At 73.0% G+C, this 26017-nt stretch carries 21 protein-coding genes; 9 read left to right on the top strand and 12 right to left on the bottom strand.

The annotated features are described in order from the left end of the window. Positions 1–55: 55 nt before the first annotated feature. Positions 56–733, top strand: coding sequence for a response regulator transcription factor (locus ACZ7JZ_RS07135; protein WP_470934076.1), 678 nt, complete (start codon positions 56–58; stop codon positions 731–733). Between the two features lie 19 nt (positions 734–752). Continuing rightward, the gene (locus ACZ7JZ_RS07140; RefSeq protein ID WP_470934078.1) at positions 753–2018 is read left to right on the top strand and encodes an ATP-binding protein; all 1266 of its coding nucleotides are present in this window, start codon (positions 753–755) and stop codon (positions 2016–2018) included. Here ACZ7JZ_RS07140 and ACZ7JZ_RS07145 read toward each other — a convergent pair. Continuing rightward, positions 1969–2472 carry a GtrA family protein gene (locus tag ACZ7JZ_RS07145; protein ID WP_470934080.1) on the bottom strand — a complete coding sequence of 168 codons (504 nt, stop codon included), beginning with the start codon at positions 2470–2472 and terminating at the stop codon, positions 1969–1971. The two genes, ACZ7JZ_RS07140 and ACZ7JZ_RS07145, sit on opposite strands and share 50 nt — an antisense overlap. 163 nt (positions 2473–2635) lie before the next feature. Here ACZ7JZ_RS07145 and ACZ7JZ_RS07150 point away from each other — a divergent pair, with 163 nt between their 5' ends. From ACZ7JZ_RS07150 to ACZ7JZ_RS07165, 4 genes are all read left to right on the top strand, one after another. Beyond that, positions 2636–3775: a 5-(carboxyamino)imidazole ribonucleotide synthase gene (locus tag ACZ7JZ_RS07150; RefSeq protein ID WP_470934082.1), complete on the top strand. Its 1140-nt coding sequence runs from the start codon at positions 2636–2638 to the stop codon at positions 3773–3775. Beyond that, positions 3772–4299, top strand: a complete 528-nt coding sequence (gene purE, locus ACZ7JZ_RS07155; protein WP_470934084.1) for a 5-(carboxyamino)imidazole ribonucleotide mutase — start codon at positions 3772–3774, stop codon at positions 4297–4299. Before ACZ7JZ_RS07150 ends, purE begins: the two co-directional genes overlap by 4 nt. After that, positions 4296–5561 (top strand): dipeptidase, encoded by a 1266-nt coding sequence (locus tag ACZ7JZ_RS07160; RefSeq protein ID WP_470934086.1) that lies wholly within the window; start codon positions 4296–4298, stop codon positions 5559–5561. Before purE ends, ACZ7JZ_RS07160 begins: the two co-directional genes overlap by 4 nt. A 149-nt stretch (positions 5562–5710) precedes the next feature. Next, a complete protein-coding gene (locus tag ACZ7JZ_RS07165) occupies positions 5711–6880 on the top strand; it encodes a membrane dipeptidase (protein WP_470934088.1) in 1170 nt (389 codons plus the stop codon). Positions 6881–7220: 340 nt separating this feature from the next. On the opposite strand, the gene ACZ7JZ_RS07170 is transcribed toward ACZ7JZ_RS07165, so the two are convergent. Continuing rightward, positions 7221–7595 carry a VOC family protein gene (locus ACZ7JZ_RS07170; protein WP_470934090.1) on the bottom strand — a complete coding sequence of 125 codons (375 nt, stop codon included), beginning with the start codon at positions 7593–7595 and terminating at the stop codon, positions 7221–7223. A 121-nt stretch (positions 7596–7716) separates the two neighbouring features. Here ACZ7JZ_RS07170 and ACZ7JZ_RS07175 point away from each other — a divergent pair, with 121 nt between their 5' ends. Continuing rightward, entirely contained in the window at positions 7717–8214 is a 498-nt protein-coding gene (locus ACZ7JZ_RS07175) for a CGNR zinc finger domain-containing protein (RefSeq protein ID WP_470934092.1), read from the top strand. 100 nt (positions 8215–8314) lie between these two features. Here ACZ7JZ_RS07175 and ACZ7JZ_RS07180 read toward each other — a convergent pair whose 3' ends face one another. Next, positions 8315–9655, bottom strand: a complete 1341-nt coding sequence (locus ACZ7JZ_RS07180; protein ID WP_470934094.1) for a UDP-glucose dehydrogenase family protein — start codon at positions 9653–9655, stop codon at positions 8315–8317. A 272-nt stretch (positions 9656–9927) separates the two neighbouring features. Between ACZ7JZ_RS07180 and ACZ7JZ_RS07185 the strand changes: the two genes are divergently transcribed. Further along, positions 9928–11034, top strand: a complete 1107-nt coding sequence (locus ACZ7JZ_RS07185; RefSeq protein WP_470934214.1) for an acyl-CoA dehydrogenase family protein — start codon at positions 9928–9930, stop codon at positions 11032–11034. A gap of 347 nt (positions 11035–11381) precedes the next feature. Here ACZ7JZ_RS07185 and ACZ7JZ_RS07190 read toward each other — a convergent pair whose 3' ends face one another. The 4 genes from ACZ7JZ_RS07190 to ACZ7JZ_RS07205 all read right to left on the bottom strand — a co-directional run bounded on the left by ACZ7JZ_RS07190 (position 11382) and on the right by ACZ7JZ_RS07205 (position 14398). Beyond that, the gene (locus ACZ7JZ_RS07190) at positions 11382–12212 is read right to left on the bottom strand and encodes a helix-turn-helix domain-containing protein (protein WP_470934096.1); all 831 of its coding nucleotides are present in this window, start codon (positions 12210–12212) and stop codon (positions 11382–11384) included. Then, the gene (locus ACZ7JZ_RS07195; protein ID WP_470934098.1) at positions 12209–12736 is read right to left on the bottom strand and encodes a DUF6879 family protein; all 528 of its coding nucleotides are present in this window, start codon (positions 12734–12736) and stop codon (positions 12209–12211) included. The genes ACZ7JZ_RS07190 and ACZ7JZ_RS07195 overlap by 4 nt, the downstream gene beginning before the upstream one ends. After that, on the bottom strand, positions 12720–12911 hold the full coding sequence (locus tag ACZ7JZ_RS07200) for a hypothetical protein (protein WP_470934100.1): 192 nt from the start codon (positions 12909–12911) through the stop codon (positions 12720–12722). Before ACZ7JZ_RS07200 ends, ACZ7JZ_RS07195 begins: the two co-directional genes overlap by 17 nt. Before the next feature lie 161 nt (positions 12912–13072). Continuing rightward, positions 13073–14398, bottom strand: coding sequence for an LCP family protein (locus tag ACZ7JZ_RS07205; RefSeq protein WP_470934102.1), 1326 nt, complete (start codon positions 14396–14398; stop codon positions 13073–13075). A gap of 249 nt (positions 14399–14647) precedes the next feature. Between ACZ7JZ_RS07205 and ACZ7JZ_RS07210 the strand changes: the two genes are divergently transcribed. Continuing rightward, positions 14648–15184 (top strand): acyl-CoA thioesterase, encoded by a 537-nt coding sequence (locus ACZ7JZ_RS07210; protein ID WP_470934104.1) that lies wholly within the window; start codon positions 14648–14650, stop codon positions 15182–15184. A 33-nt stretch (positions 15185–15217) separates the two neighbouring features. Here the strand turns inward: ACZ7JZ_RS07210 and ACZ7JZ_RS07215 are convergent, their stop codons facing one another. The 5 genes from ACZ7JZ_RS07215 to ACZ7JZ_RS07235 form a co-directional block, all read right to left on the bottom strand. Continuing rightward, a complete protein-coding gene (locus ACZ7JZ_RS07215; RefSeq protein WP_470934106.1) occupies positions 15218–16708 on the bottom strand; it encodes an LCP family protein in 1491 nt (496 codons plus the stop codon). Between the two features lie 174 nt (positions 16709–16882). Then, positions 16883–19465 (bottom strand): FG-GAP repeat domain-containing protein, encoded by a 2583-nt coding sequence (locus ACZ7JZ_RS07220; RefSeq protein WP_470934108.1) that lies wholly within the window; start codon positions 19463–19465, stop codon positions 16883–16885. A 238-nt stretch (positions 19466–19703) separates the two neighbouring features. After that, positions 19704–22268 (bottom strand): FG-GAP-like repeat-containing protein, encoded by a 2565-nt coding sequence (locus ACZ7JZ_RS07225; protein ID WP_470934110.1) that lies wholly within the window; start codon positions 22266–22268, stop codon positions 19704–19706. Between the two features lie 142 nt (positions 22269–22410). Continuing rightward, positions 22411–23970, bottom strand: coding sequence for an LCP family protein (locus ACZ7JZ_RS07230; protein ID WP_470934112.1), 1560 nt, complete (start codon positions 23968–23970; stop codon positions 22411–22413). A gap of 319 nt (positions 23971–24289) precedes the next feature. After that, positions 24290–25999 (bottom strand): LCP family protein, encoded by a 1710-nt coding sequence (locus tag ACZ7JZ_RS07235; protein ID WP_470934114.1) that lies wholly within the window; start codon positions 25997–25999, stop codon positions 24290–24292. Positions 26000–26017: the final 18 nt, after the last annotated feature.

Raw genomic sequence — 26017 nt, forward strand, 5'->3', positions numbered from 1 at the left:
GATCTCTTGGTGAGCGCGGGACCGGCCCCGCCGCCCGCGGACTACCATCACCCACATGACGCGTGTACTGCTCGCCGAGGACGACGCATCCATCTCGGAGCCCCTGGCCCGCGCGCTGCGCAGGGAGGGGTACGAGGTCGAGGTCCGCGAGGACGGCCCCACGGCGCTCGACGCCGGGATGCAGGGCGGCGTCGACCTCGTGGTCCTGGACCTCGGGCTGCCCGGCATGGACGGCCTGGAGGTGGCCCGCCGGCTGCGGGCCGAGGGGCACGGCTTCCCGATCCTCGTGCTGACCGCGCGCGCCGACGAGGTCGACACGGTCGTCGGGCTGGACGCCGGGGCCGACGACTACGTCACCAAGCCCTTCCGCCTCGCCGAGCTGCTGGCCCGGGTCCGGGCCCTGCTGCGGCGCGGCGCCACCGAGCCCGCCCAGCCCCCCGCCACCCACGGCGTCCGCATCGACGTGGAGTCGCACCGGGCCTGGATGGGGGAGGAGGAGCTCCAGCTCACCGCGAAGGAGTTCGACCTGCTGCGGGTGCTGGTCCGCGACGCCGGCCGGGTCGTCACCCGCGACCAGCTGATGCGCGAGGTCTGGGACACCACCTGGTGGTCCTCGACCAAGACCCTCGACATGCACATCTCCTGGCTGCGCAAGAAGCTCGGGGACGACGCGGCGAACCCCCGCTACATCGCCACCGTGCGCGGGGTCGGCTTCCGCTTCGAGAAGAGCTGACCGGAGCCACGCCACCGCCATGCGCCGCCGCCTGATCAGTTCCACGCTCGCCGTGGTGCTCGTCGTGATCGCCGTCTTCGGGGTCTCGCTCGTCATCGTCGAGACCCGGACCATCACGAACAGCGCCCAGGAGAGCGTCGCCTCCGACGCCGTCGGCCTCGTCGGCAGCGTCGAGGCCGACGTCCTGGAGCGCAAACCCCTCGACGTCGACGCCCTGGCCGAGCAGCTCGGTACGGGGCGCTACGCGCGTATCTCCGTCCCCGGCCGCCCCGACACCGAGATCGGCCGGCAGCCCGTCGGCAGCGTGATCCGGGCCGACGCCGAGGGGGAGCAGGGCGAGACCGTCGTGGTCGAGGAGTCCCGCGACGCCGTGACCCGCGAGGTGGGCCGCACCCTGGCCGTGGTCGGGGCGGTCGCCCTGCTCGCCGTGGTCGCGGCCGTGCTGCTCGCCGTACGGCAGGCCAACAAGCTCGCCTCCCCGCTGACCGACCTGGCCGAGACCGCCGAGCGGCTCGGCTCCGGGGACCCGAGGCCGCGGCACAAGCGGTACGGGGTGCCCGAGCTGGACCGGGTCGCGGACGTGCTCGACTCCAGTGCCGAGCGGATCGGCCGGATGCTCACCGCCGAGCGGCGCCTCGCCGCCGACGCCTCCCACCAGCTGCGGACCCCGCTGACGGCGCTGTCGATGCGGCTGGAGGAGATCACGGTCGCCGAGGACCTGGAGACCGTACGGGAGGAGGCGACGATCGCCCTGACCCAGGTGGAGCGGCTCACCGACGTGGTGCAGCGGCTGCTGACCAACTCGCGGGACCCGCGGACCGGCTCCGCCGTGCCCTTCGACCTGGACGAGGTGGTCAAGCAGCAGGTGGCCGAGTGGCGCCCCGCCTACCGCAGCGCGGGCCGCGCCATCGTCCGCTCCGGGAAGGAGGGCCTGCGGGCCGTGGGCACCCCGGGCGCGGTGGCCCAGGTGCTGGCCGCACTGGTCGAGAACTCCCTCATGCACGGCGGCGGCACCGTGGCCCTGCGCACCCGCGTCACCGGCAACCAGGCCGTGATCGAGGTCACCGACGAGGGCCCGGGCGTCCCCCCGGACCTCGGCAGCCGGATCTTCGAGCGGGCCATCAGCGGCCGGAACTCCACCGGCATCGGCCTGGCCGTGGCCCGGGACCTCGCCGAGGCGGACGGCGGCCGGCTGGAGCTGCTCCAGGCCCAGCCGCCGGTGTTCGCGATCTTCCTCAGCCGGACCGCGCCGGAGCCCGCGGAGCCGGTGAAGACGGTCCGCTGACGGCGGCGGGTCCCGCCTCGGGCAGGGAGCGGAAGACCCAGGTGCGGTACGAGAAGAACCGGAAGGCCGTGGCCACCCCGATGCCCAGGAACTTGAACACGTTGCTCTGCAGCGGGGTGTCCCAGCCCATCCCGTACGTCGCCGCGTACAGCAGACCGTTCTCGATCACCAGGCCGGCCGCGCTGAACAGCAGGAACAGGGTCATCTCGCGGGTGCGGCCGCTCTTGTCGCGGTCGCGGTAGGTGAAGTAGCGGAAGCCCGCGTAGTTGAAGGCGATGGCCACGACCGTCGCGATCACGCTCGCCCGCACCACCTGGAGGTCGGTGGTGTGCCGGAGCAGGTTGAAGACGCCCAGGTTGACCAGCAGGCCGAGACCGCCGACGGCACCGAATTTGGCGATCTCCCGGGCGAGGCCGCGGGCCCTCTGGACGAGGGCCGCCCTCGACGCACTCATGGTGATCGTTCAGCCCCTGTCAGTCGATTGCGTCAACCCAGCCATCGTAGACGGCCCCCATCCGTGGCGCCCGGGGTGTGCCGTGGCGCCCGGGAAACCCGTGGTGAACGGCGGGGGACCGGGCGGCCCCGGGGGCGGTTCCCGCGGCGGATACCCTGGAGGAGTGACGTTCCCGGTAGTCGGCATGGTCGGCGGCGGTCAGCTCGCCCGCATGACCCACGAGGCGGGTATCCCCCTCGGTATCAAGTTCAAGCTCCTCAGTGACACCCCACAGGACTCGGCGGCCCAGGTGGTGAGCGAGGTCGTCATCGGCGACTATCGCGACCTGGACACCCTCCGCGCCTTCGCGCGCGGCTGCGACGTGATCACCTTCGATCACGAGCACGTACCCACCGAGCACCTGCGGGCCCTGGAAGCGGACGGCATCCCCGTCCGCCCGGGGCCCGACGCGCTGGTGCACGCCCAGGACAAGGGGGTGATGCGCGCCCGGCTCGACGAGATCGGCGCGCCCAGCCCCCGCCACCGGATCGTGGCCGATCCGGCGGACGCGGCCGCGTTCGCGGACGAGGTGGGCGGGTTCCCCGTCATCCTCAAGACCGTGCGCGGCGGCTACGACGGCAAGGGCGTGTGGTTCGTGCGTACCCCCGAAGACGCGGAAGCCCCCTTCCGCGCGGGTGTCCCCGTACTCGCCGAGGAGAAGGTGGACTACGTCCGCGAACTCGCGGCGAACATCGTCCGCTCCCCCCACGGCCAGGCCGTGGCCTACCCCGTCGTGGAGTCCGTCCAGGTGGACGGCGTCTGCGACACCGTGATCGCCCCGGCCCCGAACCTGTCCGACGAGCTCGCCGGCCAGGCCCAGGCCCTCGCCCTCAACATCGCCAAGGAGCTCGGCGTCGTCGGCCACCTGGCCGTGGAGCTCTTCGAGACCACCGACGGGCGGATCCTCGTCAACGAGCTCGCGATGCGCCCGCACAACTCCGGGCACTGGACCCAGGACGGCGCGGTCACCTCCCAGTTCGCCAACCACCTCCGGGCCGTGCTCGACCTCCCCCTGGGCGACCCGCGCCCGCGGGCCCCCTGGACCGTGATGGCGAACGTGCTCGGCGGGGACTACCCCGACATGTACCAGGCCTACCTGCACTGCATGGCCCGGGACCCCCAGCTCAAGATCCACATGTACGGCAAGGACGTGAAGCCCGGCCGCAAGGTCGGACACGTGAACACCTACGGCGAAGACCTGGACGACGTGCTGGAGCGCGCCCGTCACGCAGCCGGCTACCTGCGAGGAACAATCACCGAATGAGCACCTCCCCCCTCATCGGCATCGTCATGGGCTCGGACTCCGACTGGCCCGTGATGGAGGCCGCCGCCCAGGCACTGGACGAGTTCGAGATCCCGTACGAGGTCGACGTCGTCTCCGCCCACCGGATGCCGCGCGAGATGATCGCGTACGGCGAGCAGGCCGCCGACCGCGGCCTCAAGGCCGTCATCGCCGGCGCCGGCGGGGCCGCCCACCTCCCGGGCATGCTCGCCTCGGTCACCCCGCTGCCCGTGATCGGCGTACCCGTCCCGCTGAAGTACCTCGACGGCATGGACTCCCTCCTGTCGATCGTCCAGATGCCCGCCGGGGTCCCCGTCGCCACCGTCTCCGTCGGAGGCGCCCGCAACGCCGGACTGCTCGCCGCCCGCATCCTCGCCACCCAGGACCCCGAGCTGCTGGCCCGGATGCGCGAGTTCCAGCAGGAGCTCAACGACCAGGCCACCGAGAAGGGCAGGAGGCTGCGCGCGAAGGCGACCGGAGCCGACTCCTTCGGCTTCGGCAAATGACCGCGCCCGGGAACGGCTCCGCGGACACCGCCGCCGGCGGTGCCGCGGCCGGCCGGCTCGCCGAGGCCCGCGCCCTGCTGGCCGAGCACCCCGTCGTCGACGGCCACAACGACCTCCCCTGGGCCCTGCGCGAGCAGGTCGCCTACGACCTCGCGCAGCGCGACATCTCGGCCGACCTGGCCGGGCTCCTCCACACCGACCTGCCCCGGATGCGGGCCGGCGGGGTCGGGGCCCAGTTCTGGTCGGTGTACGTGCGCTCCGACTACGCCGGGGACCAGGCCGTCAGCGCCACCCTGGAGCAGATCGACATCGTCGGCCAGCTCGTCGACCGCCACCCCGGGGAGCTCGTACGGGCCCTCACGGCCGACGACATGGAGAAGGCCCGCGCCGAGGGCCGCATCGCCTCCCTGATGGGCGCCGAGGGCGGACACTCCATCCACAACTCCCTCGCCACCCTGCGGTCCCTGCACCGGCTGGGCGTGCGCTACATGACGCTCACCCACAACGACACCATCGACTGGGCGGACTCCGCGACCGACGAGCCCCGGCACGGCGGCCTCACGGAGTTCGGCCGCGAGGTCGTACGGGAGATGAACCGCATCGGCATGCTGGTGGACCTGTCGCACGTGGCGGCCACCACCATGAGCGACGCCCTCGACACCAGCACCGCGCCGGTGGTCTTCTCCCACTCCTCCTCGCGGGCGGTCTGCGACCACCCCAGGAACATCCCGGACGCGGTCCTGGAGCGGCTGCCCGCCAACGGCGGCGTGGCCATGGCCACCTTCGTGCCCAAGTTCATCCTCCCCGCGGCGGTCGCCTGGACGGCCGCCGCCGACGAGAACCTGCGGGCGCACGGCTTCCACCACCTGGACACCACCGCCCCCGCGATGGCCCTGCACCGGGCCTTCGAGGCCGCGAACCCGCGCCCCGTCGCGACCGCGGCCACCGTGGCCGACCACCTCGACCACATGCGCGAGGTCGCGGGCGTCGACCACATCGGCATCGGCGGGGACTACGACGGCACGGCCTTCACCCCGGCCGGGCTGGACGACGTGTCCGGCTACCCGAACCTGATCGCGGAGCTCCTCCACCGCGGCTGGTCCCGGACCGACCTGGCCAAGCTGACCTGGTCGAACGCCGTCCGCGTCCTGCGCGACGCGGAGGCGGTCGCCGCCGCGCAGGCACACCTGCCGCCCTCGAACCTGCGGTTCGACGCGGCGGCCGCGGCGGGATCCGCGGCGCAGCCCGGCGCGCAGCAGTAGCCGTACGGCGCCAGACGGCCTAGGGTGCCCCGCCTCCGGACCGCTCCGGAGGCGGGGCACCCGAACGCCACGTCCCACGGGCGGGCGCACTCCATTCGTGTCACGGTGGCACTACTCCCTGCTACACCGATACGGAGTGAGTGAGTGTCATGGCCGACCTGCAGGACGACGTCATCCGCACGGGCGCACAGCCCGGGGCCGCCGGAGCGGACAGCCCCTCCGTCCCCGCTGCCCCACCCGGCGCAGACGCCGTCCCCGAGTCCGGCGTCCAACGCCCCGAGTCCGGCGTCCAGCGCCCCGAACCCGCCGCCCAGCGCCTCAGCAGTGCCGAACGGGCCGCCGCCCTCCTGTCCGTCCACCCCGTCGCCGACGGGTACAACTCCCTGCCCTGGACCGTGCGGCGCCGCCCGTACCACGACATCGCCACCCCCGAGGCCGGGATCGACACCGACGTGCCGCGGCTGCGGGCCGGCGGGGTCGGGGCCCAGTTCTGGTCCCTGCTCGTCCCCGGCTCCGACACCCGCGGCGAGGGCGCACCGCCCGCCGAGCGGATCGTCGCCGACACCCTGGAGCAGATCGACCTCGTCCGCGGGCTCATCCGCAGCCACCCCGAGGCACTGCGCCTCGCCCTCGGCGCCGACGAGATGGGCCAGGCCCGCAACCACTGCCGGATCGCGTCCTTCCTCGGCCCCGCCCCCGGGCGGGCCCTGACCGACTCCCTCGGCACCCTGCGCGTCTTCCACGCCCTGGGCGTGCGCAGCCTCGCCGTGGCGGGGGCGGACTGGGCCGAGGACGGCCTCACCCCCTTCGGGCACGAGGTCGTACGGGAGGCCAACCGGCTGGCCGTGCTCCTGGACCTGACGGGCGTACCCGCCCCCGCCGCCTGCCGGATCATCGGGGCCTCCAAGGCGCCCGTCGTGCTCTCGCACACGGCCGCGGCCGCGCTCGTCCCGCACCCGGCGAACGTCCCCGACGAGGTCCTCCTCGCCCTGCGGGCCGGGCGGGGCCTGTGCATGGTCACCCTCCAGTCCGACCGCGCGGGCGCGGGCATCCCCCAGGTCGCCGACCACCTGGACCACGTCCGGGCCGTCGCGGGCCCGCACGCGGTCGGCCTCGGCGGGGCGTACGGGGCCGATCCGCGGACCCCCCGCCCCGACGGCCTGCGCGACCCGTCCGGCTACCCGCGCCTGATCGCGGAGCTCCTCGACCGCGGCTGGTCCGAACCGGACCTGGCCCTCCTGACCTGGTCCAACACCCAGCGCGTCCTCCGCGCCACGGAGTTCACCGCCAGAGCCCACCACTTGCGCACGATGCGCTAACCACCCCCCCGCCCGTCCGCTGCGCGGGGCCTGCTCCCCACCCCGCCCGTCCGCTGCGCGGGGCCTGCTCCCCACCCCGCCCGTCCGCTGCGCGGGGCCTGCTCCCCACCCCGCCCCTTCCCGTTCCTGGGGCTCCGCCCCAGACCCCGCGCCTCAAACGCCGGCGGGGCTGGATGTGGCTGATGCCGCCGCGCAGGGCTGATGATTTTGCGCAGCAAAATCCAGCCCGCGCGGCGATTGAGCGCACCGGGCGCGCAGCGCACGGAACGGGGTCCGGGGGCTTGCCCCCGGTTTCGGGAAGGGGCGGGGTGGGGGAAAGGCCCCGCGCAGCGGACCCGGGTCAGCAGCGGCAGAGGCAGAACGGGTGCCCGGCGGGATCCGCGTAGACCCGCCACCCCCGATCCGGCGACCCGGGATCGAGAACCTTGGCCCCCAGCGCCAGAACACCGGCCTCCGCCACGTCGAGGTCCTCAACGACCAGGTCGAGATGGAACTGCTGCGACGCTGACGCCGAGGGCCACTCCGGCGCCACGTACCCCGCCCCCGCCGCCTGGAAGGCGAGCCCCGTCCCCTCGTGCCCCGTCAGCTCCACCCACGCGTCCCCGCCCTCCGACGCCGCGGCCGGCTCCCCGCCCAGCAGCGCCGCGTAGAACCCGGCGAGCGCGAGCGGATCGGGACAGTCCAGTACGACGGCGCCGAGCTTGGCGATGGCCATGATCTCTCCTTGGTGAGGTCCGTTACCTTCAGCAGGCTAATGCCGGTAACCCCACCGTAGGCGTTACCCCCAACCCCGCACAAGCAGGTAACCCGCCCCGCAACGGGGTACCGTCGCGGATATGACGGAAAGAGCCCCCGCCCCCGGAGGCCTCGCCCTGCTGGAGACCCTGGTCAACACGCTCAGCGTGGACACCGGCGAGGACCGCCTCGCCGACCGCTTCGGCCTGGCCGGCCAGGCCCTCGCCCAGGCGACGGCCCTGCGCGAGTCCCTGCGCGCCGCCTGCCTCGCCCACGCCGGTCACCCCCCGGCCCCCGGCGCCCTCGACACCCTCAACGCCCTGCTGGCGACCGCCCCGCTGACCGTCCGCGTCACGGCCCCCGACGCCGCCGCGGCCCTGGCCCCCGCCGACGACTCCCTCCCCGCCCGCGTCGCCGCGGCCGTCGCGGAGGCCCTCGCCGCCGGCACCTGGACCCGCCTCAAGGCCTGCGCGGCCGAGGACTGCCAGTGGGCGTACTACGACCGCAGCCCGGCCGGCCGCAGCCGCTGGTGCAGCATGGCCGTCTGCGGCAGCCGCGCCAAGATGCGCACGTACCGCGCGTCCCGCCGCGGCGCGTAGCGCAGACCGCCCCGGCCCCCGCCCGGCGCACGCAAAAGGCGCGCACCGGCGTCATCACACCGGTACGCGCCCTCCGCCAGGAGCCGGAAGACGGCCTGCGTCAGGCCCGCGGCCGCCCCATCGCCCGGTACGTCCATCCGGCCCCCCGCCACGCCTGTGCGTCCAGCGCGTTGCGCCCGTCCAGGATCAGCGGCCGCGCGACCTCGCGCGCCAGCTCCGCCGGGTCCAGCTCGCGGAACTCCCGCCACTCCGTCAGGTGCAGCACCACGTCCGCGCCGCGCACCGCGTCCAGCGCCGAGTCCGCGTACCCGAGGGTGGGGAAGACCCGGCGGGCGTTCGCGATGCCCTTGGGGTCGTAGACGGTGACCTGTCCGCCCTGGAGGTGGATCTGCCCGGCCACGTTCAGCGCGGGCGAGTCCCGCACGTCGTCCGAGTCCGGCTTGAAGGTGGCGCCGAGCACCGCCACCCGCTTGCCCAGGAACGCCCCGCCGACGGCCTCGCGCGCCAGCTCCACCATGTGCCCGCGGCGCCGCATGTTGATCGAGTCGACCTCGCGCAGGAAGGTCAGCGCCTGGTCCGCGCCCAGCTCGCCCGCGCGCGCCATGAAGGCGCGGATGTCCTTGGGCAGGCAGCCGCCGCCGAAGCCGATGCCGGCCCGCAGGAACTTGGCGCCGATGCGGTCGTCGTGCCCGATGGCCTCGGCGAGCTTGGCCACGTCGCCGCCGGCCGCCTCGCAGACCTCGGCCATGGCGTTGATGAAGGAGATCTTGGTGGCCAGGAAGGAGTTCGCGGCCGTCTTGACCAGCTCGGAGGTCGGGAAGTCCGTCACGACCAGGGGGGAGCCGTCCGCGATCGGGGTGGCGTACACCTCGCGCAGCACCTTCTCCGCCTGCCCGCTGCGGACGCCGATCACGATGCGGTCGGGGTGCAGGGTGTCCTGCACGGCGAATCCCTCGCGCAGGAACTCCGGGTTCCAGGCCAGCTCCACGTCCGCGCCCGCCGGGGCCAGCTCCGCGAGCCGGGCGGCGAGCCGGTCGGCCGAGCCCACCGGGACGGTGGACTTGCCCACGACCAGGGCGGGCCGGGTCAGGTGGGGGGCCAGGGACTCCACGGCCGCGTCGACGTACGACATGTCGCAGGCGTACTCGCCGTGCTTCTGCGGGGTGTTCACACAGACGAAGTGGACGTCGCCGAAGGCGGCCGCCTCCTCGTACGAGGTGGTGAAGCGGAGCCGGCCGGTCGAGCCCGCGATCCCCGCGACGTGCGCGGCGAGCAGCTCCTCCAGCCCCGGTTCGTACATCGGGACGCGGCCCGCGGCCAGCATCTCGATCTTCTCGGGCACGATGTCCAGGCCCAGCACCTCGAACCCGAGCTCGGCCATGGCTGCGGCGTGCGTGGCGCCGAGGTAGCCGGTGCCGATCACGGTGATCTTGGGGGCCATGCGTGCTCCTGGGAGGTGCGGGCGGTGGTGCGCCGCCGCCGAGTACGGCCCCCGAGCATAGTCGGGCCCGTTCGGGGGAGGTTTCCGGCCGATGCCGCGCTGTCGTGCAGCTCACGTGGAGCGGTCGTATCCCTGCACCGGCCGCGGCCTCTAAGCTGGCAGCAGAGCTGTGGTTACTTAACGGTAGTTAGCAAGACCTTGGGGAGTGAGAGATCTTGGCGGGTTCTGCGAAGTCGGAGTTCGACCTGTACCGCCCGGCCGAAGAGCACGACATGCTCCGCGAGTCCGTGCGCGCCCTGTGCGAGGCCAAGATCGCGCCGTTCGCCGCCGCGGTCGACGAGGAGGCCCGCTTCCCGCAGGAGGCCCTCGACGCCCTGGTCGCCAACGACCTCCAGGCCGTCCACGTCCCGGAGAGCTACGGCGGCGCCGGCGCCGACGCGCTCGCCACGGTCATCGTGATCGAGGAGGTGGCCCGCGTCTGCGCCTCCTCCTCCCTCATCCCCGCCGTGAACAAGCTCGGCTCACTCCCGGTGATCCTCTCCGGCTCGGAGGAGCTGAAGAAGAAGTACCTGGGGCCGCTGGCGCAGGGCGCGGGCATGTTCTCGTACTGCCTCTCCGAGCCCGACGCGGGCTCGGACGCCGCCGGCATGAAGACCCGCGCGGTCCGCGACGGCGACTTCTGGGTCCTCAACGGCGTCAAGCGCTGGATCACCAACGCGGGCGTCTCCGAGTACTACACGGTCATGGCCGTCACGGACCCCGAGAAGCGCTCCAAGGGCATCTCGGCCTTCGTCGTCGAGAAGTCCGACGAGGGCGTCTCCTTCGGAGCCCCCGAGAAGAAGCTCGGCATCAAGGGCTCCCCGACCCGCGAGGTCTACCTCGACAACGTCCGCATCCCCGCCGACCGCATGATCGGCGACGAGGGCACGGGCTTCGCGACCGCCATGAAGACCCTGGACCACACCCGCATCACCATCGCGGCCCAGGCCCTCGGCATCGCGCAGGGCGCCCTCGACTACGCCAAGGGCTACGTCAAGGAGCGCAAGCAGTTCGGCAAGCCGATCGCCGACTTCCAGGGCATCCAGTTCATGCTGGCCGACATGGCCATGAAGATCTCGGCCGCCCGCGCCCTGACCTACCAGGCCGCCGCCGCCTCCGAGCGCGGCGATGCCGACCTGACGTACCTCGGCGCCGCGGCCAAGTGCTTCGCCTCCGACATCGCCATGGAGGTCACCACCGACGCCGTCCAGCTCCTCGGCGGCTACGGCTACACCCGCGACTACCCGGTCGAGCGCATGATGCGCGACGCGAAGATCACGCAGATCTACGAGGGCACGAACCAGGTCCAGCGCATCGTCATGGCGAGGAACCTGCCGTAACGGCCCACGGCCCGCACGCACGGAGAACCCCCGGCCCCCGGCCGGGGGTTCTCCCGTTCCCCCGCCCGGCTACCTCCGCGACCCGTCCGCCCGGACGCACCGGGTATGCCAGTACGCGACCCGCGCGCCCCCACCGGCCTCCACGCGCACCCCCCGCCGCACGAGCTGACTCAACGGAATCGGCATCCCGCACGAGGGACAGCTCTCCCCCTTCTCGGTGTACGTCAGGTACTCGAAGGTCTCCCGGTCGGGGTCGTGTCCCTGCTCAGCCTGCGTCGTCATTGTGCTCCCCTTGATGCGGTCCACAGGAATTGCCCGTCATGGTGGCCGGGGCGGGGGAGGACCTTCTAGCCGTTTTCCTGTTCGCGCAAGAACTCGTTCCTGATGTCCTCGACCATGGCGCGCATGGCGTCATCGGATAGTGCCGATGCGGCGAACCGCTTGAACTTGGCCACGTAGAGGGCCACGTCCCGAGGGTCGGAAACAACCAGTTCGGCATGGGTCGTTTCCACCGTGACCATGCGGTCGTCGCGAATGACGAACGAATGCCCGGGGGCTTCCGCCTGGGGCTGGGCTAGCGGTACGACGCGGATGTCCACGTTCGGCAGGCGTGAGACAGAGGCGATGCGGTCGAGTTGTCCGGCCAGCATGGGAGCGGGCAGAAGGCGCCAGCGCAGGACGGGCTCCGTGATGACGAACTGCATTTCCTTCGACGGGTCGTAGAGCACCCGCTGTCTGTCGATGCGGCTCCCGATGGTGCGCTCCAGCTGCTCTGCGCCCAGGCCCTTCCGCTCCAGCACAGCCCGTATGTATTCAGGGGTCTGCAAGAGGCCCGGAACCAGGGACGGCTGGAAGAGGCGCAGCAGGGTCATGGACTCTTCCAGGGCCCTGATCTGCTCCTGTTTCCGATGGAGCCCCATCCGCCGGTAGAGACGCCAGGCAACGGCCTCCGTGGCCTGCGCGCGGGCGGCGGCCATGTACCTGGCCTTCAGCTCGTCAGCCACGTGGAGTGCGGTGAGGATGCGCTCCACGTCCGTGACGCTCGGTGCGGCATGGCCGTTCTCGATCTTCGACAGCTTGGCCGTGGACATGAGTGCGCTGCGGGCCACGGCTTTCGCCTCCCTTCCGGAGGCGTGCCGCAGTGCCCGCAGCGCTGCGCCGAGCTCTGACTTGTTCACTCGCCGTGCTTCGCCCACCAATCGGTGAACGGCACGGCGTGGGACAGGGCCGTGTCCCGGTACGACAGGAACGTGGGCAGCTGGTCTTCTCCGAGGAAGTCGGACCCCAGGTATTTCCCGTTGCCGTCGTACCTCATCGCCGCGATGGTCGACTCGTCGAAGAGCCAGAAGTCCGGGGCATCCGGAATCGGGTTCTCCCGGTCGGTGGTGTCCAGGATGAAGAATTCCTCCCCGGCTGTCATATTGCGCCGGTAGCCCCAGGAGAGTTCGAACCGGAGGTAGTCGGTCAGGGGGCGGGCGAGGATGTGCACGCGGTACATCCGCTTTCCTGACCGTACAGCCGATCCGACCGTCGTCATCCATTCGGCCGCCTTGTGCTCTTCCGGCTGCGGCTCGCCGGCCAGAAAGGCACGGTAGGCAGCCACTCCGCCGGACTGGCTGTAGTCGTCCAGGGTCTCCAGCCGGAAGGCCTCGCGGCCGAACTCGCTGAAGCAGTCGCCGAGCGTCTTAGACGAGGTGGTCACGAACTGCCTTCCGGATGAGCTCGATGGGGATTTCCACCAGGGTTTCGTGAGCCGGGAGTTCCAGGCCGTGATCGGTCAGGTGGTCGCCCTGGATGGCGAGGGTTCCGCGGTCGGTCGTGTAGACGGTCGGGCAGTCGCCGTCCTCGCACTGCCCGACAAGGCGTGTCAGCTTCACGTCCAGCCTTTCGTCGTAGGCCTTCCGCCCCGATGCTGGCGGCACGGACAGCCCGGATCAAGGGGTTCGGGTTTCCGTTACGGGAAATCGGACGGCCCGTACGCCGAGAGCCCCCGGCGGGGCCGGGGGCTCGGGAGGCGGGGTCGGGGCCGTCAGCCCCGTCAGTTGCCCTTGACCGTGACCTTCTCGTCGTTCTGGATCTGCTTGACCAGTTCCTTGACCTTCGTCTTGTCCCAGACCAGGTTGCCGCCGCGGCTGCCCGAGATCGGGATGTTCATGGAGGTGCCGTCGCCGCCGGTGATGCCCTTCATCGCGAAGAACATCTCGGCCAGGTCGAACAGGCCCATGTCCTCGTCCACGATCAGGGTGTCGAGGCCCGCGCCCAGGGTCGGGTAGAGGGAGAACGGGTTCAGGATGGTGCCGGGGGTCGCGGCCTCGTGGGCCAGGGCCGCCAGGAACTTCTGCTGGTTCTTCGTGCGGTCCAGGTCGCTGCCCGCGAACGCGTACCGGGTGCGGACGAAGGCGAGGGCCTGCTCGCCGTTGAGGGTCTGCTTGCCGGCCTGGAAGTCCGCGCCGGACTTCTTGTCCTTGAACGCCTTCGGGATGTCCATCTCGACCCCGCCGAGCGCGTCCACGATGTTCGCGAAGCCCGCGAAGCCGATCTCGGCGTAGTGGTCGATGCGCAGGCCGGTGTTGTACTCGACGGTGCGGACCAGCAGCTCGGGGCCGTCCATCGCGTACGCCGCGTTCAGCTTGGTGCGCAGGCCCTTCGCCGGGTACTTCCTGCCGGACTCGGAGCCGACGAAGGACGGGATCTCCACGTCCGAGTCGCGCGGCAGGGAGATCATCGAGGTGCCGCCGGAGCAGGTGGCCAGGATCATCATCGAGTCGGTCCGCTTGCCCTCCGCGGAGCCGGTGTGCAGCTTCTTCTTCTCCTCGGAGGACATGCCCTCGCGGCTGTCCGAGCCGACGATCAGGTACGTCGTGCAGTCGTCGTCCTCCGGCCGCTCGATCACCTTGGAGAGGTCGACCTCGCGCCGCATCTTGGAGTCGGCCCAGAAGTACGTGCCGATGGTGGTGACGACCAGCACCGAGGCCAGCACGATGGCACCGACCTTGATCCGCTTGCGCCAGTCCGGCGCGGGCTGCGGGGGCCGCCCGGGGCGGGACGGGGGCGCGGGCGGGCCGCCGGGGCCGCCGCCGTGGCCGCCCGGGCCGCCGGAGGGGTTCCCGTAGACCTGGCCGGTGTTGTACCCGCTGTCGTAGCCGGCGAAGGTGTCGTGCCGCTGCGGCGGTCCCTGGGGCTGCTGCGGAACGCCGTACGAGGGCGGGGCCGCGGGCCGCGGGGGCTGCTGCCGCTGGACGTGGCGCATGACCCGGGGGCCGTCCGGCTGCCCGCCGCCGGCGTTGCCGCTGCCGCCGCCGCGTCCGTATCGGTCGTCGCGGCTGCCGCGGTTCTCGGTCCGCCCATCGGGCCAGTCATTCATGCGGACAAGGATGCCCGCTGCGGGGTGCCCGCCGACAGGCCGGGGGGAGGTTCGTACCCGTGCTGTTGCACACCTGCGGCCTTGTCACCGGGAGGCGGGGGCCGGGCGCGGGGCGCGCAGGGTCCGGGCAGGGCCCGGCAGGGGGTACGGGCAGGGGTCCGGGCCGGGTCCAGGCGCCCGTGCCGCCGGGGCGGCCGGCCGTACCGGCCTGACCGGCCGGAACCGGATGCCACGGCCTAAAGTGGCTGCATGAACGCGATACCCGGTGACCTCCAGGGCAAGCCGACCTCGGCCTCCCGGACCACGCTGAGCCACATCATGACGGCCAACGACACCAACCTCCTCGGCACGGTGCACGGCGGCGTGATCATGAAGCTCGTGGACGACGCGGCGGGCGCGGTCGCCGGACGGCACTCCGGGGGGCCCGCGGTCACCGCCTCCATGGACGAGATGGCCTTCCTGGCCCCGGTCAAGGTCGGCGACCTCGTCCATGTGAAGGCGCAGGTCAACTGGACCGGCAAATCCTCCATGGAGATCGGCGTACGGGTCCTGGCCGAGCGGTGGAACGAGTCCACCCCCGCCACCCAGGTCGGCAGCGCCTACCTCGTCTTCGCCGCCGTGGACGCCGAGGGCAGGCCCCGCCACGTACCGCCGGTGCTCCCCGAGAGCGACCGCGACAAGCGGCGCTACCAGGAGGCGATGATCCGGCGCACGCACCGGCTCTCCCGCCGCCGCGCGATCATGGAGCTGCGCGAGCGCCGCGCCGCCGAGGGCCTGGACGACTGACGGCCGGGCGGGGCCGGGCGCCCGTACGACGCCTCAGCGGCAGGAGACCTGGTCGCCCGTGACCACCCCGAACTCGCCCTGGTACGGGTCCTCGCCCTGCACCGGGGTCACCCGCCGGTACTCCGAGCCCGCCGTGACCCGCAGGGTCGGCCCCAGCCCCGCCACCGCCCGCAGTTCGCTGCCCGGCAGGGCCGTGGCCAGGGTCCGCGCCGAGCGGTCCCAGCGCGGGTCGTACGAGACCACGGTGCGCCGGACGTCGCGGCCGGCCCCGGTGCTGGGGGCCTGGGTGGTGTTGAAGCCGGTGGCCCGCAGGTCCCGGTCCACCCGGCCGCCGAGCCCGTCGATGCGGGTGCCGTTCTCCACGTGCACCCGGATCCCCTGCGGGGCCACGTCCACCAGCGCCGCCGTCTCCGGCTTCTTCGGCCGGGCCGGCGCCAGCGGCTTGTCGTCGCGCAGGGCCTGGAACAGCTTGGCCGCCTTCGGCTCGTCCCAGCGCACCACCGAGCCCAGCCCCCGCACCGGGGACCCGCCCTCCGAGATCGGCACGGACGCGAACTCGGAAGAGGACGGGGTGAAGTCCCGCATGGCCTGCCCCAGGGCCAGCATCTGCTGCGAACCGAAGCCCCGGTCCGCCCGCACCGAGCCCAGCAGCGTCGAGCTGACCTGCTTGAACTTGACCGGGTTCAGCAGTACCCCGCTCGTGGTGGCCCGCTTGACCAGGGCCGCGAGGAACCGCTGCTGGCGCTGCATCCGCCCCAGGTCCGCGGCCCCGTCCACATGGCGCGAGCGCACGTACTGGAGGGCCTGGCCGCCGTCCAGCCGGTGCGTGCCCGGCAGCAGGTCCAGGCCCGTGGCGGAGTCCCGCATCCGCTTGGCGGTGCAGATCTCCACCCCGCCCATCGCGTCGACCGTCTTCATGAAGCTCGTGAAGTCGACCTCCAGGTAGTGGTCGATCTTGACGCGGGTCATGTTCTCGACGGTCCGCACGGTCAGGTTCGGCCCGCCCTCGGCGTAGGCGGCGTTCAGCTTCACCGGGTGCGGGCCGTGCCGCTTGCCGCTGGACTGGTCGGTGTGCGCGGGCACCTCGGCGTAGCTGTCCCGGGGCAGGCTGATGACGCTGGCCCGCTCCCGGTCCGCCGATACGTGGACCAGCATGATCGTGTCCGTACAGCGGCAGGGCGCCCCGCCGAGCCGGTACTCCCGCTTGTCCTCGCCCGTGATCTTGTCCCGGCCGTCGGTGCCGACCAGCAGGAAGTTCAGGCCGTGCCCCGCCTGGGGCCGGTTCTTCATGTCCTTGAACGGGTCCACCCGGTCGATCCCGGTGTCCAGCCCGGTCATCACCGCGTGCCCGACCGCCCCCGAGCCCAGGACGAGCACGGCCAGCGCACCCGCCAGCCGGACCCCCCAGCGGGGCCGCCGGGGGCCCCCGCCGTACCCGCCGCCGGGCCCGCCGCGGCGGGCCCGGCCCGTGCGCGCAGGGGGCCGCGCGGGCCGGCGACGGGGGGAGCGGGGCGGCTGGGGCACGGGGACACCTCCGCGGGCGGCAGGAGACGGCGGCAGGACGGCCGGAGGCTGGCAGGGAGATTCGTCTGAACAGTACGGCGATACGACCGGCCGCCCCGGGACCCGCCGCCGCGGCGCGCACCGGTGTCCCCCGTACGCGGTAACGCGCCTGTCGGCGTCGCGCCGCAGACCGCCCTAGTGGATGCCGGAGTACACCTGCCAGCCGGTGCCGATCCTCTTGCCGCCGGAGAAGGTGCCCTTGCCGGTGCCGGTCCAGTGCCAGGTGTTCCCGGAGGTGTCGCGGGCGATCAGGTCGGCGCGGCCGTCCCCGGTGAGGTCGCCGGGGCCCACGACGGCGTTGTACGAGGCCCCCCAGTCCTTGACGACGAGGGCGCGGGCGCCGAACCTGCCGTTGCCGAGGCCGTACATGCGCCACAGCTCGTTGCCGGTGTCCTGCAGGAGCAGGTCGCCGATGCCGTCGCCGTTGAGGTCCCCGGCGCCGACGATCTTCTTGTAGGCCTTGAATCCGTAGCTGAGGCCGATGCGCGGGGCGAGCTTCCCGGACGCGGTGGCCGTGTAGAGGTACAGGCCGCCGGTCTTGGGGTCGCGGGCGATCAGGTCCGGGCGGCCGTCCTTGGTGACGTCACCGACGCCGGTGAGGACGTCGTACGCGTTCCAGCCCTTGCCCAGCACCTGGTACTTCGACGCGGGCTTCAGGGCCTCGCCGCACGCGGGGGTGTACAGCCGCATCGCGCCGTCGGCGAGGCGCACGAGGGTGTCGTTGCAGCGGTCGCCGTTGGTGTCGCCGAGCGGGACCGGGCGGAAGCCCTTCGGCCAGCCGTCGGTGGTCGCGCTCCCGCTGAAGTGGCCCGCGCCGGTGTACCCGTACGCGGTGCGCAGGCTCGTGCCCCTGGTCTGGAGCAGGTCGCCCAGGCCGTCGGGGCGGCCGGCGCGGCTGCCGAGGTCGCGGGGGGCGGGGGCGCCGCCGGTGACGGTGAGGGTGCCGGTGTCGAGGCCGGAGGCGTCGGGGGCGTTGACTGCGGTGCCCTTGAGGGTCCAGGTCAGGGTGCCGTTGACGGGCAGCGCGCCGGTCTTCGTACGGCCCTTCCACGCGGCGGCGACCTGCTTGGTCGTGGGCGAGCCGGTGCCGGTCATGGTGGCCACCGGCTTGCCGGCGCCGTCGGTGAGGGTCACCGACCAGGAGCTGACGGGCTGGGTGAGCTTCCAGGACGGGGCCCAGACGGTGTTCGCCCCGGTGCTCCCGGCGAGCGGGGCGGTGGCGGGCACCTTGGACGAGGCGACGCCGAGCGGCTCCTCGGCGGTGGCCCTGGAGGAGACGAGGGCGCCGTCCCCGAGCCGGTAGGCCTTCTCGGCCAGCAGCGTGGCGGAGCCGCCCCCGCCGGCCGCCACGGCGTACGCGGGGAGGCCGTCGCGGTTCGCGGTGCCGGGGACCTCCTCGGGCTCGGTCCAGGCGTCGTCGGCGGGGGACCGGGAGACGTGCAGCAGGGAGGTGACCCCCGCGTCCTTCTCGGCCCACACGATGCGCACGGTGCCGTCGGGCCCGATGGCGGCCGTGGCGGACCCGGCGTCCCTGCCGCCCTTCCACAGGGTCGCGGGCTGCCAGGTCCCGGTGGCGGCGCTGAGGGTCTCGGCCGAGTCGGCCGAGACGAGTCCGAAGCCGCTGTCGCTGACCTCCGACCAGAGCACGGTCACGTCCCCGTCGGGGCCCACGAGCGGCTCGGGCGAGTTCACCGCGCCCTCGGAGGAGGCGGTGGTCTTGGCCGGGGCGCCCCAGCCGGCTGCGGCCGACGGGCGGAGGGAGACGTTGACGGACTGGTTCGAGTCGTTGCCGTCGTTGCTGTGCGTCCAGCTCAGGGCCATGATCCCGGTGCTGCTGCTCACGCCGATCCTGGGCGCGCGGATGTCCTGGGCCGGCGGGGTGTGGTCCTGGGGCGCGCCCCAGGCCGCTCCGGGAGCGGTGCGCGTGAGCGTTCGGACCACCGCCTCGTCGTCCCACTCGTGGGGCTCCTTCGGGTCGGTGACGCCCAGGTAGCCGACGACCGCCGTGCCCTTGTGGTCCACGGCCACGTCGGCGCCCTTGACGGCCCCGGAGACCAGGGTGGCGGGCGCGGACCAGGTGCCGTCGGCGGCCCGGTCGGCGGCGCTGAGCGTCCACTCGGCCTTGCCGACGGGGCGGGAGGACCAGACGGCGGTGGCGGTGCCGTCGGGGCCCTCGGCGATGTTCGCGGAGTCGACGTACCGGTCCGCCGCGAGGTCGAGGAGCACCTTGCTCGCGGACCAGGTCCCGCCGGAGACCGTGGCGGTCTTCAGCAGGGTGGCCGTGGGCGGCTGCTCCCAGGGCCGGTCCGAGGGCTTGTCGGCGGGCAGCTCCCGCCAGAGTGCGGTGACCCTGCCGCCCGCCCCTGCGACCAGCTGGAGGGAGTAGGTGCTGCGCACCGTCGGCGCGCTGCCGAGGATGCGCGGCTTGCCCCAGTACGGGGTTCCGGTCGGCCGGACGGCCGCCACGAGCTCGTAGCCGCCTTCGTGGGACCGCCACCAGGCGGCGACCGCGGTCCCGTCCGAGGCCGTGGCCGCCTCGACGTTGACGGTCCTGCCCGTCGAGCCCACCTTGACCGGGTCGGACCAGGAGGGCAGCGGGGCGGCGGCTGCGGCCGTGCCCGCGGCGACGAGCGGGGTGACGGCGCCGCCGGAGACGACGAGTGCCGCGGTGGCCACGGCGGCCGCCAGGCTGCGGTGCGGGCGGGCGGGCTTGCCCATGGAGTGCGTTCCTTCCTCCGTCGAGCATCGTGCTCGTACTGAAGTGCTCAGGTGTATCGGGGGGTTTGACCTTCGGGGGCGGCCGATGGTTGCACGGGCAGGGGAACTGTTCCCGGGGTGCTCCGCAACCGTCGCAGGGGCCCGGCGGACCGGATCCGCCGGGCCCCTGCGCCACCGGGCGCCGCGCCCCCGCCGTCCCGCGCGCAGACGCGTACGGGTCGGCGGGGGCGCGTACGGGCTACTGGACGCCCGTGTACACCTGCCAGCCCGTGGCGATCCTCGTCCGCTTGGAGAAGGTGCCCTTGCCGGTGCCCACGTAGCGCCAGACGGCCCCCGCGGTGTCCCGGGCGATCAGGTCGGCCCGGCCGTCGCCGGTCAGGTCGCCCGTACCGACGAGGGCGTTGTACGAGTTCCCCCAGTTGGTGGCGAGCAGGGTCCGGGAGCCGAACGTGCCGTTGCCCAGGCCGTAGCTGCGCCACAGCTCGTCGGAGTCGTCCTGGAGCAGGAGGTCCCCGATGCCGTCGCCGTTGATGTCCCCGGTGCCGGTGATCTTCTTGTAGGCCTTGAAGTTGTAGCTCAGGCCGATGCGCGGGGAGAGGATCCCGGACGCGGTGGTGGTGTAGAGGTAGAGCCCGCCGGTCTTCGGGTCGCGGGCGATGAGGTCGGGGCGGCCGTCCTTGGTCACGTCGCCGGGGGAGGTGAGGACGTCGTACGCGTTCCAGCCCTTGCCCAGGACCTTGTGCTTCGACGTGGGCTTCAGGGCCTCGCCGCACGCGGGCGTGTAGAGGCGCATCTCGCCGGTGGCCAGGCGGACCAGGGTGTCGTTGCAGCGGTCGCCGTTGGTGTCGCCGAACGGGACCGGGCGGAAGCCCTTGGGCCAGCCCGTGGTGGTGGCGCTGCCGCTGAAGTTCCCCGTACCGGTGGACCCGTACGCGGTGCGCAGGGACGTGGCGCTGTGCTGGAACACGTCGCCGAGGCCGTCGGGGGCGCCCGCGCGGCTGCCGAGGTCGTGCGCGGCGGGGGCGCCGCCGGTGATCCGCACGGTGCCGGATGCCAGGACGACCGGCGCCGGGGCGTTGACGGCGGTGCCCTTGAGGGTCCAGGTCAGGGGGCCGTTGACGGGCAGCGCACCGGTGTCGGTGCGGCCCTTCCAGGCGGGCGCGGCCTTCTGGGTGGGGCCGGTGCCGGCGAGGACGGCCACGGTCCTGCCCGCGGGGTCGGTGAGGGCCAGGGACCAGGAGCCGACGGGCCGGGTGAGGTTCCAGACGGGGGCCCAGACGGTGGTCGAGCCGTTGCTCCCGGCGAGCGGGGCGGTGGCGGGCACGGTGGCGGAGCCCACGCCGAGGGGCGGTGCGCCGGTGGCCCGGGTGGAGCGGAGGTACCTGTCCACGGAGCCGTTCACGGCGTCCGCGAAGATGTCGGCCGAGCCGTCCGGACCGGCCGAGACCGCTGCGCGGCCCGGGGTCCACGTGCTGCCGGGCACCGCGGCGGGCGCGGTCCACGCGTCGTCGGAGGTGGTGCGGGCGGCCTGCACCAGCTGCTGGGACCTGTCCGCCTGCCTCTCGGTCCACACCACGCGCACGGTCCCGTCGGGGCCGATCGCCGCCTCGGCGGGGGCCGGCCAGGTGCCGCCGCCCGACAGGGTGCCCGTCTGCCAGCCGCCCCCGGACAGGAGGGTGCCGGAGGTGTTGGAGTAGCCGCTGTTCCCACCGGTGTACGTCGACCAGACCATCGAGACGTCGCCGTCGGGGGCCACGAGCGGCTCGGGGCTGGCGATGGAGCCCGCTGCCGGGGTCGCCAGCACGGCCGGGGCGCCCCAGCCGGCCGCGGCGCTCGGGCGGCGCGCGACGCTGAGGTCCACGGCGGCGCCCGTGGCGGGGTCGGCCCTGGTCCAGGACAGGGCCAGCTCCCCGGTCGGACCGGCGCCGATCCGCGGGGTGTGGATGCCGGCCGTCTGGGGGGCGTGCGCGACCGGCGCGCCCCAGGCCGCGCCGGGGGCGGGCCGGGTCACGGTCTCGGGCGCGGACACGGAGTCGGACTCGCGGCCGGTCGGACCCGGGACGGTGGTGCGCCGGAAGGCGATCACGGCCGCGCCCTGCGGGTCCACGGCGATGTCGGCCCCGCTGACGGTGCCGCCGCCGACGGCGCCGGAGGCCACCGTCACCGGCTTGGACCAGGTGCCGTCCACGGCCCGGTCGGCGCTGCTGAGCGTCCACTCGTCGGTCTCGGAGGGGCGCGAGGACCAGACGGCGGTGGCGGTGCCGTTCGGCCCGGCGGCGAGCTCCAGGGGCCCGATGAAGGCGTCGGCGTCGGTGTCGACGATGGCCGTTGGCTGGGACCAGGCGCCCTGCGAAAGGACGGCGGTCAGCAGGCGGGAGGGCATCGGCGGGGTGTCCTCGCCCTGGTCCCCGGGGTAGTCGGCCCAGATGACCGTGACCCTGCCGTCGGTGCCCTCGACCAGCTGGAGCTCCCTGTGGCCGCGGCTGTTGAGCTCCACGGAGGCCAGCTTGTGCGGCGTGCCCCAGTAGTCGGACCCGGCGGGCCGGACGGCCGTCCGGAGGAAGTTGCCCATGCCGTCCTGCTCCCACCAGGCGGCCACGGCGGAGCCGTCGGCCGCCGTGAGCACCCGCAGGAAACCGGACTCGGTCTTGGCGACGTCGACCGTCTTCCCCCACGGGGGCAGCGGGGCGGCGGCAGCCGTCCCCGCGGTGAGCAGCGGCACGACGGCGCCGCCGGAGACGAAGAGCGCGGCGGTGGCCACGGCGGCGGCCAGGCTGCGGTGCGAACGGGCGCGCTTGCCCATGGATCGGATTCCTTCCCCCGTCGAGCGTGGTGCTCGAACTGAACTCCCTATGTCGATCGGGAGTTTGACGCCGCAGCGGGGCCAATGGTTGTACGGGGGAGGGGAGACGTCCGAGCGGCCCGCGGGGCGGGCGGGGTGCGCCCTACCAGGTGAAGCCCGGCTGGACCGGCATGCAGGCCGATTCGTCGTCGCCGTTGAGGGCGTTGGCGGACTCGGGCGCCTTGGTCGGCACGGCGGCCGGCGCGGTGGTGCCCGTACCCGCGTCCTCGCGCCAGTCGGCGCCGACGAACAGGGTGACCCCGGAGACGTCCGTGGAGCGCTGTACGGCGCTCGCGGGCAGCCCGAGGGCGGTGGCGACGGCCATGGCGTCGCCGGCCTGGTCGAGACCGGCGTACCGGATCAGGGTGGTGTCCTCGCCCGCGGTCTGGCCGTCGGCCGCCGCCCGGGTGAAGCCCTTGCCGTGCAGCAGCTTGACCACCTCGCTCGCGCGGCCCTGCACCTTGCCCGCACTGCCGTCCTTGCCGCCGGTGGCGTTGCGGACCATCACGGGGATCTCGGCGGCGGGGGCCGCGGGGTCGGTGACCGCGGTGGTCGCCGCGGCCGAGGGGGCGGAGGCACCCGGGGAGGGGCCCGTGGCGGGTCCCGTGGAGGCCCCCGCCGACGGGGTGCCGGACTTCGCCGAGCCCTTGCCGTCCAGCGGCACGTCGTCGCGGACCATCGCGAACAGCGCCTGCGCGTCGCCCTCCTTGGGCTCCACCTTCGCGCGCAGCCCCGGCCGCTGGGAGTACACCCACGGCATGGTGGTCATGGTGATCCGGCTGGTGGGGATCTTCTTGAGCTCCATCGCCAGGTCGAAGAGCTTGTCGATCCGGTCGAGCCCGGTGTCCACGACGGTGGCCTTCGTGGCCGCCTGCGCCAGGCTGTTGAGCTTGAGCGGGCTGCCCAGGTTGGCGTTCTTGCGGAACTCGCGGGCCAGGGAGTTCATGTACATGTGCTGGGCGCGGGTGCGCGCCACGTCGGTGCCGTCCCCGAAGCCGTACCGCGTGCGCAGCCACTGGAGGGCGGTCTCGCCCTTGATGTAGCTCTCGCCCTTGGGGAGTTTCAGCCCGGAGCCCTTGCCGTCGCGGGTGCGCGAGTGGACGTTCTCCTGGACGCAGACGGGCACGCCCCCGATGGCGTCGGCCATGGAGACCACGCCCGCGAAGTCGATCATCATGAAGTGGTCGATGGGGATGCCGGTGAGCTGGTGCCAGGCGGCGACCGTGCAGCCCGGTCCGCCCCGGCTGAGGCTCTCGTTGGTGGGCACGACCCCCTTGCTCGCCTCGTAGACCGTGCCGTCGGTGGCGGTGCACTTCGGCATCTTGAGGAGGGTGTCGCGCGGCATGCTCACCACCGACATGTTGCTGCGGTCCGCGGACAGGTGCAGCAGCATCTGCACATCGGCCAGCGGGGGCCCGTCGAAGGTGTCGCGCGCGCCGCCGAGGGCCTGGTTCGCCTCGTTGTTCCGGGCGTCGGAGCCGATGAGCAGGATGTTCAGCGGGACCTGCCCGAAGGCGTTGGGCTTCGAGCCGCCCATCTTGGCGTCGCCCAGGTTGAGGGCCTCCGCCTGGATGTTGCCGTTGAGGTCCCGGTAGTACAGGTAGCCGGCGCCGGCCGTGACCAGGATGAGCAGGGCCAGGCCCATCGCGAGCCGGCGGAGCACGCGCCGCCCCCCGCGGCGGCGGTGCGGCCGGGCCTTCTGTGCCTTCTGTGCCTTCCGGGCCTGTTGGGTTCTACGGGTGCGACGGCCGCCGCCGCTCCGGTCCCGGGGGCCCGGTATCGACCCGGGGGTGCCCTCGCCGTCGGAGTCCGGTATGCCTTCGGACGCCCCGGTGGGCGCACCCTCCCCCCGCACGCTGCTCTGCCTCACGCGTTTCCCCCTGTGGTCATCCTGGTCCGCCGGGCCGTACCGTCCCGCAGCACCGCCGCCGCCCCGCGGCGCTGCGGGACGGCGGTACGGCCGTACTGCCGTACTGCTGCGCCTACTCGGCGCAGACCTGCTTGTCGGCCTCCACCCGCTGGATGCCCTCGGGGGCCTTGTCCGGCGGCGCGATCGGGACGCCCGCCTCCGTGAAGTCCGCGCCGAGGGTCAGGACCATCGGCGTGCGCGGTCCGGCCTCGGCCGTGCCCTGCTTCAGGGCGGTGGCGGGCAGCCCCATCATGTCGGCGAGCGCCCGGGCCTGGGCGGCCTGGTTCGGGGCGAACTCCAACTGGGTCTTCTTGCGCTTCTCGGGCGCGTTGCCGAGGTTGGTGGACTTCAGCACGCCCTGGGAGGTCTGGAGCCAGGTCAGGGTGGTGGAGGCCGAGCCCTGCGGGCCGCCGCCGTTGTAGACGTCCACCCGGACCTCGGAGGCCGGGGCCCGCTCGCCTTCGAGCAGGGCCTCCTGGGCGGCCGCCTTGGCGTCCTTGGCCTCCTTCTGCTGCCGCTTGACCTCGGTCAGCGAGGTGTCCGAGCGGATCATCGCGAACAGCGGCTCGGCCTTGGCCTTCTTGACCACCACGGTGGCCTTGATCTTCTCGGCCGGGTTGTCGTCCACGGGCAGCGTGGTGAAGGTGATGTTCTTGGGGTTGACGTCCGCCAGCTCCTTGGCGAGCTCCGTGAGCCGGCCGATGCTGCCGATGCCGGTGTCCACGCTGAGCGCCGACGTGGCCGCCTCCGCCAGGGAGAAGAGCTTCTTCGGGTTCGTCAGGGTCTGCCCGGACTTCATCTCCCGGATCATCGACCCGAGGAAGGCCTGCTGGGTCTTGATGCGGTCCAGGTCGCTCTCGTTGCCGAAGGCGTGCCGGGTGCGCACGAAGGCGAGGGCCTGCTCGCCCTCCAGCCGGTGCTCGCCCTTGGTCAGCTTCAGCTTCGACTTCTTGTCGTCCACGTCCTTGGCCACGCAGACGGGCACCCCGCCCACGGCCGAGCTGAGCGTCTTGACCGCGTTGAAGTCGGCCATCATGAAGTGGTCGATCTCCACGCCCGCGAGCTGCGAGACCGTGCGCATGGTGCAGCCCGGGTCCCGGCCCGACTGGCCGAGGCTGGTGTTGAAGCGCACCCCGGTCTCGCCCGGGATCGTCTTCGTGGACCCGTCCTCCTGCTTGGTCGGGCAGTCCGGGATGTCCGTGATCAGGTCGCGCGGGATGGACAGCGCGGTGGCGTTCGTCCGGTCCTTGGAGACGTGGAACAGGATCGTGGTGTCCGCGTGGCCTTTGCTGTTCTTGTCCCCGTAGCCCTCGTTGCCCGAGCCGGTGCGCTTGTCGGTGCCGATGACCAGGATGTTGATCGGCTGGTCCTTCTTGAACCCGCCGCTGCCCGCGTTCCCGATGTCCGTCGTGTTCAGGTTCGCGTTCAGGTGCCGGTAGTACAGGTACCCGCCGACCGAGCCCGCGACCAGCACGAACGCGACGGAGCCCCCGGTGATCGCCAGTATCTTCCTGCCGCGCGGCTTCTCCTGCTTGCGCTTGCGGGCCCCGCGGCGGCCGCCGGGCGGCGGTCCGTCGCCGCGCCGCGGCCCGGGCACGCCGGGCTGTGCGGGCGGCGCCGGCTGCGTACGCGTACGGGTACGGGCGCGGGGGGCGGCCGGCGGGGCCGGCTGCTGCCCTCCGGAGCGGTCCAGTCGCAGTTCGTAGTTGCCGGTGCTGGGGTTGAGGACCCACTGGTCTGCGGGGTCGATTTCCTCTGCCCGCCCACGGCCTTGCGCATCCACGGTCGTTCGGTCCTCCGT

This window comes from Streptomyces sp. NPDC038213, from assembly GCF_055600495.1.

Excerpts from the sequence above, each read along its gene's own strand:
- ACZ7JZ_RS07220 (WP_470934108.1), bottom strand. The coding sequence starts at position 19,465 with ATGGGCAAGCCCGCCCGCCCGCACCGCAGCCTGGCGGCCGCCGTGGCC.
- ACZ7JZ_RS07175 (WP_470934092.1), top strand. The coding sequence starts at position 7,717 with ATGACGGAAAGAGCCCCCGCCCCCGGAGGCCTCGCCCTGCTGGAGACC.
- ACZ7JZ_RS07210 (WP_470934104.1), top strand. The coding sequence starts at position 14,648 with ATGAACGCGATACCCGGTGACCTCCAGGGCAAGCCGACCTCGGCCTCC.
- ACZ7JZ_RS07135 (WP_470934076.1), top strand. The coding sequence starts at position 56 with ATGACGCGTGTACTGCTCGCCGAGGACGACGCATCCATCTCGGAGCCC.
- purE (WP_470934084.1), top strand. The coding sequence starts at position 3,772 with ATGAGCACCTCCCCCCTCATCGGCATCGTCATGGGCTCGGACTCCGAC.
- ACZ7JZ_RS07170 (WP_470934090.1), bottom strand. The coding sequence starts at position 7,595 with ATGGCCATCGCCAAGCTCGGCGCCGTCGTACTGGACTGTCCCGATCCG.
- ACZ7JZ_RS07225 (WP_470934110.1), bottom strand. The coding sequence starts at position 22,268 with ATGGGCAAGCGCGCCCGTTCGCACCGCAGCCTGGCCGCCGCCGTGGCC.
- ACZ7JZ_RS07160 (WP_470934086.1), top strand. The coding sequence starts at position 4,296 with ATGACCGCGCCCGGGAACGGCTCCGCGGACACCGCCGCCGGCGGTGCC.
- ACZ7JZ_RS07205 (WP_470934102.1), bottom strand. The coding sequence starts at position 14,398 with ATGAATGACTGGCCCGATGGGCGGACCGAGAACCGCGGCAGCCGCGAC.
- ACZ7JZ_RS07165 (WP_470934088.1), top strand. The coding sequence starts at position 5,711 with ATGGCCGACCTGCAGGACGACGTCATCCGCACGGGCGCACAGCCCGGG.
- ACZ7JZ_RS07145 (WP_470934080.1), bottom strand. The coding sequence starts at position 2,472 with ATGAGTGCGTCGAGGGCGGCCCTCGTCCAGAGGGCCCGCGGCCTCGCC.
- ACZ7JZ_RS07140 (WP_470934078.1), top strand. The coding sequence starts at position 753 with ATGCGCCGCCGCCTGATCAGTTCCACGCTCGCCGTGGTGCTCGTCGTG.
- ACZ7JZ_RS07185 (WP_470934214.1), top strand. The coding sequence starts at position 9,928 with ATGCTCCGCGAGTCCGTGCGCGCCCTGTGCGAGGCCAAGATCGCGCCG.
- ACZ7JZ_RS07180 (WP_470934094.1), bottom strand. The coding sequence starts at position 9,655 with ATGGCCCCCAAGATCACCGTGATCGGCACCGGCTACCTCGGCGCCACG.